At 66.9% G+C, this 11,319-nt stretch carries 11 protein-coding genes; 5 read left to right on the forward strand and 6 right to left on the reverse strand.

The annotated features are described in order from the left end of the window. Positions 1 to 31 precede the first annotated feature (31 nt). From lptA to AC07YZ_RS11370, 6 genes are all read right to left on the reverse strand, one after another. A complete protein-coding gene (gene lptA, locus AC07YZ_RS11345) occupies positions 32 to 676 on the reverse strand; it encodes a lipopolysaccharide transport periplasmic protein LptA (protein ID WP_494794802.1) in 645 nt (214 codons plus the stop codon). Between the two features lie 139 nt (positions 677 to 815). After that, positions 816 to 1,451, reverse strand: a complete 636-nt coding sequence (locus AC07YZ_RS11350) for a thiol:disulfide interchange protein DsbA/DsbL (RefSeq protein WP_226491306.1) — start codon at positions 1,449 to 1,451, stop codon at positions 816 to 818. A gap of 89 nt (positions 1,452 to 1,540) precedes the next feature. Next, on the reverse strand, positions 1,541 to 2,236 hold the full coding sequence (locus AC07YZ_RS11355) for an SPOR domain-containing protein (protein WP_226491305.1): 696 nt from the start codon (positions 2,234 to 2,236) through the stop codon (positions 1,541 to 1,543). A gap of 14 nt (positions 2,237 to 2,250) precedes the next feature. Then, positions 2,251 to 3,924 (reverse strand): arginine--tRNA ligase, encoded by a 1,674-nt coding sequence (gene argS / locus AC07YZ_RS11360; protein WP_494794803.1) that lies wholly within the window; start codon positions 3,922 to 3,924, stop codon positions 2,251 to 2,253. An 11-nt stretch (positions 3,925 to 3,935) separates the two neighbouring features. Further along, positions 3,936 to 4,865 carry an HTH-type transcriptional regulator ArgP gene (locus AC07YZ_RS11365; RefSeq protein WP_494794804.1) on the reverse strand — a complete coding sequence of 310 codons (930 nt, stop codon included), beginning with the start codon at positions 4,863 to 4,865 and terminating at the stop codon, positions 3,936 to 3,938. A 101-nt stretch (positions 4,866 to 4,966) separates the two neighbouring features. After that, entirely contained in the window at positions 4,967 to 5,809 is an 843-nt protein-coding gene (locus tag AC07YZ_RS11370) for an IclR family transcriptional regulator (RefSeq protein WP_226491302.1), read from the reverse strand. Positions 5,810 to 5,966: 157 nt separating this feature from the next. Here AC07YZ_RS11370 and AC07YZ_RS11375 point away from each other — a divergent pair, with 157 nt between their 5' ends. From AC07YZ_RS11375 to AC07YZ_RS11395, 5 genes are all read left to right on the forward strand, one after another. Then, complete coding sequence (locus tag AC07YZ_RS11375; protein ID WP_494794805.1) at positions 5,967 to 6,728, forward strand: SDR family oxidoreductase; 762 nt, start codon at positions 5,967 to 5,969, stop codon at positions 6,726 to 6,728. Between the two features lie 2 nt (positions 6,729 to 6,730). Then, positions 6,731 to 8,254, forward strand: a complete 1,524-nt coding sequence (locus tag AC07YZ_RS11380; RefSeq protein WP_494794806.1) for a sugar ABC transporter ATP-binding protein — start codon at positions 6,731 to 6,733, stop codon at positions 8,252 to 8,254. Between the two features lie 21 nt (positions 8,255 to 8,275). Beyond that, entirely contained in the window at positions 8,276 to 9,277 is a 1,002-nt protein-coding gene (locus AC07YZ_RS11385; protein WP_494794807.1) for an ABC transporter permease, read from the forward strand. 95 nt (positions 9,278 to 9,372) lie between these two features. Further along, a complete protein-coding gene (locus tag AC07YZ_RS11390; RefSeq protein ID WP_226491298.1) occupies positions 9,373 to 10,314 on the forward strand; it encodes an ABC transporter substrate-binding protein in 942 nt (313 codons plus the stop codon). A gap of 130 nt (positions 10,315 to 10,444) precedes the next feature. Next, a complete protein-coding gene (locus AC07YZ_RS11395; protein ID WP_494794808.1) occupies positions 10,445 to 11,299 on the forward strand; it encodes a fumarylacetoacetate hydrolase family protein in 855 nt (284 codons plus the stop codon). Positions 11,300 to 11,319 lie beyond the last annotated feature (20 nt).

The following is an 11,319-nucleotide window of genomic DNA, read 5'->3' on the forward strand; positions in this document are numbered from 1 at the left end:
GGAGCGGGCACGCTGCCCAAACCTGCTGCGGTCACTTGTTTTTCTCGTTGAGCTGTTCGCTGGGGCGCAATTTGGCCGGATCGGCCGGCGCTGCGGGCTTCGCGGGCGCCTTCTCTTCGTCGGGGATGGGCGTGAGCATGGCGCGCACCCGGCCCGAGGGATTGGCCGCCGTGCGGTTGCTCTCGCCGCCCTTGACGGTGAAGACCTCGGTGCGGCTGTTGTAGGTGATCTGGTTGCCCAGGCTCTCGTCGTTGATCAGGGTCCCGCGGTAGCGGCGCAGCACGGCGCTGCCGGTGAAAACCACCGTCTCGGCCTGGCTGTTGTATTCGATGTGTTCGCCTTCACCCTCGATCCACTCCTCCAGCGCCTCGCGCTTCTGGCGGAAGAAACCGGGCTTGGCCGCGGAGCCGTACAGGTTGCCGAACTGGTTGCCCTGCGGGTCCTGGCGGACATCCATCTTCGTGCCCCGCATCACGATGGTGCCCTTGGTGACGACCACGTTGCCGGTGAACACGCTGCTCTGTCGGGCGTCGTCGTAGCGCAGCGCATCCGCCTCGATGTTCATCGGCTTGTCCTTGTCGGCCAGCTCTGCGTGAGCAGCGGCGACCAACGTCAGGCCAAGGGCCGCGATGATGAAGCGCGAAAGCAATCTGGGGGCAAAGGTGTTTTGAGGCATGGCTTTTCAGGGGCACAAATCTTGCATTCATTGTAGCGGCGCAAACCCCGCCCGCAGGCACCTCACCGGACTTTGTCGCGGCCCGGAAAACACAAGGCCCGCCAGAGGGCGGGCCTTGGTCGTGCCGGCGCCCGGTTCTTCAGGACTTGCGCGCCTGGGCGATCAGGTTGTCCGCGATCAACAGGGTGCGCGGACCCTGGCCACCGATGTAGAAACGGCCCGCCACACCCAGCGCGGGCGTGCCCTCCACCATATAGGCTTCCTGCAAGGCCGTGGCTTCCCTGGACTGCTGGATCGCCGCGCCGTTGTAGATGGCCGCGAACTTGGCCTTGTCGACACCCTGCTTTTCGATCCAGGCGGCGATCGCCGGAGGCGTGGTCAGGGGCAGGCGCTCCTCGTGCATCGCCTGGAACACCTTGCGGTGCAGCTTGTCCACCAGCCCCATGGCCTCCAGCGTGAAATACAGGCGCTGCATGGGGACAAAGTCCGGGCTGAACGCCACCGGCATGCGCCGCACCGTCACGTGGGCCGGCTTCTTGCCGATCCAGTCGTTGAACACGGGTTCAAAGTTGAAGCAGTGGATGCAGCTGTAGGCGAAGAACTCCACCACTTCGACCTGCCCCGGCGGGCTGACCACCGGCGCGGGCTTGCTCAGGCGCTGGTAGTCGGTGCCTTCTTTGAAACCGATGCGCTGGGCCAGCGCGGGACGCAGGGCCCCAGCGGCACTCAAGGCGCCAGCGCTCAACAGGGTGCGGGAAAAAACTCGGCGTTGCATGAAATCGGACTCCTTGTATGGGCTTGGTTGGGGCCGGCCCTGCGGAAAAAAGTTCCGCGGCACCGCCTCGGCTCAGGCGTTCAGCGCGCTCAACGTTGCACGCGCACCAGCGCAGCGGCCACACCATTGGCTTCGAGCTGCTCGCGCGTGGCGTCGGCCATGGCCTTCTGCGCGAACGGCCCCACGCGCACCCGGTACACCTTCTGCCCGGACTGCTCGCGCTCACTGACCTCGGCGGCCATGCCCAGCATGGCCAGCCTGGCGCGCTGCGCATCGGCCTCGTCGGGGTTTCTGAACGCCCCGGCCTGCACGAAATACGTGAAGGGGTCGGCCGTGGCCGGGTTCGGGGCACCGCTGGCGGGAGCCTCTGCGGTGGGCGCGGCGGGCGCACTGTCGGCCTTCGGGCGCGAACGCAGCAGATCCTCGATGGGGTCGCCCTGCGGTTGCGCGGCAGACGCGGGGGGCGCCTTCGGAGCGGCGGCCGGCGGCAGCGGCTTGCCATCGGCCGGGGGCACCACGATGGCCCCAGCTTCGTTGCCCGTACCGGGCACCGGGGCGGGTTTGCCGCCCAGCACCGCGTTCGGATTCCAGCCCTTGTTGCGCTCGGCTTCCGCCGCATCCTGCGCCGGTTTGCGCGACACCCCGCGGTCCACGAAGGGCATGGGCACCTTGGTGACGTAGATCGCCACCGCCAGCGCGCCAGCCAGCCCCACCAGCACCCCGATCACGAAGCCAATGAGGGTTCCGCCCACGTGCGAACGGGCGGAAGGAGAACGGGTTTTCATACGGGCTTTCGTCATCACATCTTCTGCGGGGCACTCACGCCCAGCACCTTCAAACCATTGTGCAACACCTGCGCGGTGGCCGCGACGAGGGCCAGACGGGCCTTTTTCACCGCCTCGTCGTCCACCAGGATGCGCTCGGCGTCGTAGTAGCTGTGGTAGCAGGCGGCCAGCTCGCGCAAGTAGAAAGTGACATCGTGCGGCGCGAAGTCGCGCGCGGCGTCGGCCAGCATGGCGGGGTATTTCGCCAGCAGCAGCATCAGCGCCTGGGCGGCCGGGCTGTCCAGCGCCGAGAGGTCCACGTCTTTCAGCGAAGCCGCGTCGCCACCCCAGGCCGCCAGCACCGAGCAGATGCGCGCATGGGCGTACTGCACGTAATAGACCGGGTTGTCGTTGTTCTTCTGCACCGCCAGGTCCACGTCAAACGTGTACTCGGTGTCGGGCTTGCGGGAGAGCAGGAAGAAGCGCACCGCGTCCTTGCTGGTCCATTCGATCAGGTCGCGCAGGGTCACGTAGCTGCCGGCGCGCTTGCTGATCTTGACCTCTTCACCGCCCTTGACCACGCGCACCATGGTGTGCAGCACGTAGTCGGGGTAGCCCTGTGGAATGCCGACGTTCGCGGCCTGCAGGCCGGCGCGCACGCGGGCGATGGTGCCGTGGTGGTCGGTGCCCTGGATGTTGATCACCTTGGTGAAACCGCGCTCCCACTTGCTGATGTGGTAGGCCACGTCGGGCACGAAGTAGGTGTAGGAGCCGTCGCCCTTGCGCATGACGCGGTCCTTGTCGTCCCCGTACTCGGTGGACTTGAGCCACAGCGCGCCGTCCTGCTCGTAGGTCTTGCCGGCCTCTCGCAGCTTCTGGACCGTGGCGTCCACCTTGCCGCTGGTGTAGAGGCTGGATTCGAGGTAGTAGTGGTCGAACTTGACGGCGAAGGCCTGCAGGTCGAGGTCCTGCTCGTGGCGCAGGTAGGCCACGGCGAAGAGACGGATGTCGTCGAGCGCGTCCACGTCGCCGCTGGCGGTGAAGTCGCGGTCGTCGGCGTGCACGGTCTTTTTCGCCAGGTAGTCGTTGGCGATGTCCTGGATGTAGTCACCGTTGTAGGCGGCCTCGGGCCATTCGGGGTCGCCCGGCTTGAAGCCCTTGGCGCGCAGCTGGGTGCTGTTGGCGAGCGTGCCGATCTGCACGCCGGCATCGTTGTAATAGAACTCGCGGTGCACGTCCCAGCCCTGCGTCTGGTACAGGCTGCAGATCGCGTCACCGAGCGCAGCCTGGCGGCCGTGGCCCACGTGCAGCGGGCCGGTGGGGTTGGCCGAGACGAATTCGACCATCAGGCGCTGGCCGTTGGGCGGAACCACCCCGAAGCCCTCGCCGGCCCGCAGCACCTCGCGCACGATCTGCTGCTTGGCCGCGGGCTTGAGGCGGATGTTGATGAAACCGGGTCCGGCGATGTCGATGTCGGACACCCACTGCTGGTACACCGGCTGCGCCAACAGGGCCGTGCGCAGGGTGTCGGCGAGCTGGCGCGGGTTGAGCTTGAGCGGTTTGGCCAGTTGCATGGCGGCGGTGCAGGCGAAGTCGCCGTGCGCGGCCACCTTGGGCGATTCGAAGGCGGCGCGGCTGCCCGCACCAGGAGAGAGCAGTTCCAGCTCGGCGGCGAGGCCACCCAGCAGTTCGTGTTTGACAGAGAGCATGGGGCGGGATTTTACGGGGCGGGCGGAGGCGCCGCCGCCAGCGGCGACAGGCTGGTCCGCGCCGCCGCCTTGACCGCCTGGGTCAGGCGCTGCGCGCTGAGCGGTTCGCGCGCCCAGTGCTGCCAGTACAGCGCCACGTCCACCGTCGATCCGGGCAGCACTTCCTGCAGGCGCGGGCGGCCCGCGAGGTGGTGCTCGGGCACCATGCCCCAGCCCAGCCCGAGTTCGATGGCGGTCTCGAAGGCGTCCACGGCGGGCGCGAAGTGGCGCGGGTAGTTGGGCTGGCGCAGGCCGAAATGCTGTTCCAGAAAGCTGTCCTGCAGCGCGTCCTTGCGGTTGAAGATGATGGCCGGCAGGGCCAGCAGCTGGTGCGGCGAGACCTCGCCCTGCGGCGTGGTGCAGCGCTGCACCACCTCGGGCGCGGCCACGCAGCGGTAGCGCATCACGCCCAGCGGTTCGGCCACGCAGCCGCGCATGGGCTCGGCCAGCGTGGTCACGCAGCCGATCACGTCGCCGCTCTTGAGTGCGTCGTGCGTGTGGTCCTGGTCGTCGATCATGATGTCGAGCAGCAGGCGGTGGCGCTGCAGCATGGCCGCCACCCCGGGCAGGAACCAGCTCGCCACCGAGTCGGCGTTGATCGCCACGCTCAGGCTCTGCCAGCGCGCGCCGTCGCGGATGCCCGGGCCACCGGTGCGCAGGCCGTCCAGCAGGTCGGCCTCCATCAGCCGCAGCTGCTTCACATGCCCGAGCAGGGCCTGCCCGGCCGGCGTGGCGCGCACCTGCTTGCCGCGCACCAGCAGGCGCTGACCCAGGGCGTCTTCCAGCGCCTTGATGCGCAAGGACACCGCCGCCAGGGTCAGGTGCAGGGAGGCCGCGGCCGCGCTGAAGCTGCCGTGCTCGATCACGGCGGTGAGGGCCTCCAGTTGGCGGGCGTCGAGCATGTTTTAAAAAAATTTAACCGAACCGGGTTTCATGCCGATCCAGTCTATGCCATCCGGCCAGCCGCCCACACGGGCCACACGAGGGCCACCCGGTCCGGGATTCACGCGGCGTTCATGCCCTGGGTCAGCGACAACGCGTTGGCCGCGTCGCGCAGGTATTCGCGCACCTGCACCATGTCGGGGCCCACGTGGCGGTCGATGCGGCGGATGTAGGGGCAGGTGAGCGTGGCCAGGGCGGTGTTGTCGGGGCCGAGGATGGGGAAGGAGATGTCCACCACGCCCAGGGTCTGCGCGCTCTCGCGCTCCAGGTAACCGCGCTCACGAATGCTGCCCAGCGTGGCCCGCAGCTCGTCCTGGGTGATCGGCACCTCCCCGTCCAGCGGGGTGTGCTCGGCCAGCATGCGGTTGAAGCGCCCCTCGTCGGCATAGGCCAGCAACAGGTGGCCCGAGGCCGTGTCCAGCAGGCCCACGCGGGCGCCGCGCTGCACGGCAAAGCTCCAGCCGCTGGGGCTGTTGATCTGCGCACTGATCAGCACGTTGCCCCGGTCGTACACCCCCATATGGCACGACTGTTCGGCTTTTCGCGTGAAGTCGTCCATGATGGGCAGCGCCTGGTTGATCAGGCGGCTGAGCGGGGGGTGCATGTGGGCCAGCGCGAACAGCTTGAGGCTCAGCGCGTAGCGGTCGCCCGAGAGGGTGCGCATCACGTACTGGCGCGCCACCAGGCGTTCGAGCATGCGGTAGATCTCGCTGGCGCTGCGGTCCATCTCTTTCACGATCTCGGCGCGCGTGAGGCCGTGCGGCTGGGTGGCCAGCAGCTCCAGGATGTCCAGCCCCTTGTCCAGCGCGGGGGCGCGGTAGCGGTCGTCGGCAGAGGCGGCGGTGTCGGGTGCGGCGTCGGTCTTGGGGCGGCGGCCGCGGGGTTTGGGGGCGGTGGCTGGCATGCGGGTCTCTCAATGGGGTGACTCGGGTCGAGCTGCTTTGTACCGCAGCCGTGGCTAGGGAAACTACCGAGCCGGTTGTGGGCGATTTGCACCTATGATTTTATTCATACATGGATTGTTTGTTTATCTGTGAATTTATTCAACCGAGGTTTCCCGTATGCGTGAAGGTCGTCTGGCAGGCAAAACCATCCTCATCACCGCGGCGGCGCAGGGCATTGGCCGCGCCAGCGCCCTGGCCTGTGCCACCGAGGGCGCCCGGGTGATCGCCACCGACATCAACCAGCCGCTGCTCGACCAGCTGGCCGCCGAACACCCGGGCATCGAGGCGGTGTGGCTGGACGTGCGCGACAGCGAAGCCGTGCAGGCACTGGCGCAGCGCACCCCCGCGCTCGATGCCCTGTTCAACTGCGCGGGCATGGTGGCCAATGGCAGCGTGCTCGACTGCACCGAGGCCGACTGGGACCTGAGCTTCGACCTGAACGTGAAGAGCATGTTCCGCATGACACGCGCCTTCATGCCGGCCATGCTGGAAAAGGCCCGCACGCAGGACGGCAGCGTGTCCGTCATCAACATGGCGTCGATGGCGTCGAGCATCAAGGGTTTTGCCAACCGCTGCGCCTACGGGGCCACCAAGGCGGCCGTGATCGGGCTGACCAAGTCGCTCGCGGCCGACTACGTGAAACAGGGCCTGCGCGCCAACGCGCTGTGCCCGGGCACGGTGGACACGCCGTCGCTGCGCGGGCGCATCGCCTCCGCGGCCGACCCGGTGCAGGCCGAAAAGGACTTCATCGCCCGCCAGCCCATGGGCCGCCTGGCCACGGTGGACGACATCTCGCCCATGGTGGTGTACCTGGCCAGCGACGAATCGCGCTTCGTGACCGGGCAGACGCTGCTGGTCGACGGCGGCGTGACCATCTGACCATGGACAGCCTGTCCAGCCAGGGTCACGTCGTGACACCTCTGATTTCGGTCCAGAACCTCAGCAAGTCCTTCCCCGGTGTCAAGGCGCTGGACGGGGTGCGCTTCGACCTGCGCGCCGGCGAGGTCCACGCCCTGATGGGCGAAAACGGCGCGGGCAAGTCCACGTTGATGAAGATCCTGGCGGGGGTCTACCGCAAGGACAGCGGCGAGGTGCGGCTCGACGGCGAACCGGTGGAGATCGAAAGCCCGGCGCACGCGCAGTCGCTGGCCATCGGCATCATCCACCAGGAGCTGCACCTGATGGCGCACCTCACGGCGGCGCAGAACATCTTTCTGGGGCGCGAACCCCGCAAGGCCGCGGGCCTGCTGCTGGACGAAGACCAGCTCAACCGCGACACCCAGGCGCTGTTCGACCGCCTGCACCTGGTGCTCGCACCCACCACCCCCGTGGGCGAGCTCACGGTGGCGCGCCAGCAGATGGTGGAGATCGCCAAGGCGCTGTCGTTCAAGACGCGCGTGCTCATCATGGACGAGCCCACCGCCGCGCTGAACAACGCCGAGATCGAGGAGCTGTTCCGCATCATCCGCAAGCTCAAGAGCGAGGGCGTGGGCATCGTCTACATCTCGCACAAGATGGACGAGATCCAGCGCATCGCCGACCGCGTCACCGTGATGCGCGACGGCACCACCATCGACACCGTGCCGGCCGACACCCCCATGCCGCAGGTGATCGCGATGATGGTGGGGCGCTACCTGGAGCATGCCGACAAACACATCCCCGACACCTCGGCCAACGAGGTGCTGCTGGAGGTGCGTGGCCTGAACCGGGGCCGCACGATCCGCGACGTGAGTTTCTCGGTGCGCCGCGGCGAGATCGTCGGCTTCGCCGGCCTCATGGGCGCGGGGCGCACCGAGGTGGCGCGCGCCGTGTTTGGCGCCGACCCGCTGGACTCGGGCGAGATTCTTGTGCGCGGCCAGCGCGTGCGCATCGGCTCGCCGCAGGACGCGGTGCGCGCGGGCATGGGCTACCTCTCCGAAGACCGCAAACACTTCGGCCTGGCCACGGGCATGGACGTGGAGTCCAACATCACCCTGCCCAGCCTCAAGCGCTGGCTGAAGTGGGGCATGTTCCTGAACCGCGCGGCGATCCACCAGGTGTCGCAGCAGATGGTGGACAAGCTGCGCATCAAGACGCCCTCGCTCACCCAGACCGCGCGCCTGCTCTCGGGCGGCAACCAGCAGAAGGTGGTGATCGCCAAATGGCTGGTGCAGGACTGCGAGATCCTGTTCTTCGACGAACCCACGCGCGGCATCGACGTGGGTGCCAAGAGCGAGATCTACAAACTGCTGATCGACCTGGCCGCCCAGGGTCGCGCCATCGTGGTGATCTCCTCCGAACTGCCCGAGGTGCTGCAGCTGAGCCACCGCGTGCTGGTGATGTGCGAAGGCCGCATCACCGGCGAGGTGCCGGGCCACCAGGCGACGCAGGAAAACCTGATGGCCCTGGCCACCCGCCGCGACTGATTCAGACCAACTAGGCATTCCATGACACAAACCACTTCCCCCTTCTCCTGGCTGGCCCGCTTTTTCGGGGCGCAGGCCAAACAAAAGCTGCTGGCCTTTGCCAGCCTGATCGCGCTGCTCGTGGTGTTCAGTGTGCTCAAGCCCGACGCCTTCATGACGCAGGACAACATCATCGGCATCCTGCAGTCCACCACGGTGATCGGCGTGCTCGCCATCGCCAGCACCTTCGTCATCATCACCTCGGGCATCGACCTCTCGGTGGGCGTGCTGATGACCTTCTGTGCCGTGATGGCGGGCGTCTTCATCGTGAACCTGGGCTTCCCGCTGCCGCTGGGCATCGCGTGTGCCCTGGCCATGGGCGCGCTGTCGGGCTGCATCTCAGGGCTGGTCATCACCAAACTCAAGGTGCCGCCCTTCATCGCCACGCTGGGCATGATGATGCTGCTCAAAGGCCTGTCGCTGCTGATCACGCAGACACGCCCGATCTACTTCAGCGACGTGGAAGGTTTCGACCAGATTTCGCTGGGCTCGCTGATCGGCGATCTGATCCCCAGCCTGCCGATTCCCAACGGGGTGCTGATCCTGTTCCTGGTGGCGGCGGTGTGCGCGGTGGTGCTGAACAAGACCGCCCTGGGCCGCTACACCTTCGCCCTGGGCAGCAACGAGGAAGCGGTGCGCCTGTCGGGTGTGAACGTGGACCGCTGGAAGGTCATCATCTACACCTTCGCGGGCGGTATCTGCGGCATCTCGGGCCTGCTGATCGCCTCGCGCCTGAATTCGGCCCAACCGGCCCTGGGCCAGGGCTACGAACTCGACGCCATCGCCGCCGTGGTGATCGGCGGCACCTCGCTCAGCGGGGGGGTGGGCACGATTCTGGGAACCATCATCGGCGCTTTCATCATGAGCGTGCTGATCAACGGCTTGCGCATCATGTCGGTGGCGCAGGAGTGGCAAATGGTCTTGACCGGGCTGATCATCATCCTGGCCGTCTACACCGACAACCTGCGTCGCAACAAGAAATAGACAAGGAGACCGCGCCACGCCACAAGCCCTTCACCTGCCCCCGCTTTCCTTCCCGTGATTCCGTTTCAAACGCACTTTTTCAACTGGAGACAAACATGAACGCAAAGAGAAAACTGCTGGCCTTGACCGCCGGCCTGGCACTGGCTGGCTTCACCAGCTTCGCATCGGCCCAGGAGGTGTACATCCCCCTGGTGTCCAAGGGCTTCCAGCACCAGTTCTGGCAGGCCGTGAAGCAGGGAGCCGATCAGGCCGCCAAGGACTACAAGGTGAAGGTGACTTTCGAAGGACCGGAAACCGAACAGCAGGTGGACAAGCAGATCGACATGCTCTCGGCCGCCATGGCGAAAAAACCGGCGGCCATCGGCTTCGCCGCGCTCGACAGCAAGGCCGCCATTCCCCTGCTGAAGAAGGCGCAAGCGGCCAAGATTCCGGTGATCGCCTTTGACTCGGGTGTGGACAGCGACATCCCCGTGACCACGGCGACCACCAACAACGTGTCGGCCGCGGCCCTGGCCGCCGACAAGCTGGCCGAGAAGATCGGTGGCGAAGGCGAAGTGGCGGTGATCGCCCACGACCAGACCAGCCGCACCGGCGTGGACCGCCGCGATGGTTTCCTGAACCAGATCAAGGCCAAGTACCCCAAGATCAAGGTGGTGGACGTGCAGTACGGTGGCGACCAGCTGAAGTCGGCCGAGATCGCCAAGGCGCTGATGCAGGCACACCCCAAGCTCAAGGGCATTTTCGGCACCAATGAACCCGGCGCCATCGGCGCGGGCAAGGGCGTCAAGGAAGCCAAGAAGACGGGTGTGGTGATCATCGGCTTCGACTCCGGCAAGGCCCAGAAGGACATGATCAACGACGGCACCATCGCCGGCGCGATCACCCAGAACCCGGTCGGCATTGGCTACAAGACGGTGGAAGCGGCCGTGAAGGCGCTCAAGGGCGAGAAGCTGCCCAAAATCATCGACACCGGTTTCTACTACTACGACAAGTCGAACATGAACGATCCCAAGATCGCCGCGGTTCTGTACGACTGATCCACGACCTACCAACCCACTCCCGCTCCGCTCCAGAACACGGCGGAACCGGCTTCGCCGGGCCGCTCGTGTTGCCCCCTGGGGGGTGACGCGCCCTGGCGCGGCGCGGGGGGTCATCTAAGGACTCACTGTGAAACTCTTGCGCTACGGATCCCCCGGCCAGGAAAAACCCGGCGTGCTCGACGCCCAGGGTCGCGTGCGCGACCTCTCCGGCGTGATCGCCGACGTGGCCGGCTCGGCCCTGCTGCCCGAGAGCCTGGCGCGCCTGCGAAGCCTCAACATCGACAGCCTGCCGCTGGTGGCCGGCACGCCGCAACAGGACCTGCGCCTGGGTGCCTGCGTGGGCCAGGTGGGCAAATTCATCTGCATCGGCCTGAACTACTCGGACCACGCGGCCGAGAGCGGCATGCCGGTGCCGCCCGAGCCGGTGGTGTTCAACAAATGGACCAGCGCCATCGTCGGCCCCGACGACGCGGTGGAGATTCCGCGCGGCTCGGTGAAGACCGACTGGGAAGTGGAGCTGGGCGTGGTGATCGGCCGCGGCGGGCGCTACATCGAGGAGGCCGACGCGCTGTCCCACGTGGCGGGCTACTGCGTGGTGAACGACGTGTCCGAACGCGAATACCAGCTCGACCGCAGCGGCACCTGGGACAAGGGCAAGGGCTGCGACACCTTCGGCCCCACCGGCCCCTGGCTGGTGACCGCCGACGAAGTGCCCGACCCGCAGGCGCTCAAGATGTGGCTGGAGGTGGACGGCAAGCGTTACCAGGACGGCAGCACCGCCACCATGGTCTACGGCGTGGCCTTCCTGATCAGTTACCTGAGCCGTTTCATGAGCCTGCAACCGGGCGACGTGATCTCCACCGGCACCCCTCCGGGCGTGGGCCTGGGGCAGAAACCCCCGGTCTACCTGCGCGCCGGACAGACCATGCGCCTGGGCATCGACGGCCTGGGCATCCAGACACAAACCACGGTGCAGGCCTGAGAGGCCCGCCCCGACCCCCG

It is taken from the genome of Hydrogenophaga sp. GW101-3F08, assembly GCF_059424585.1.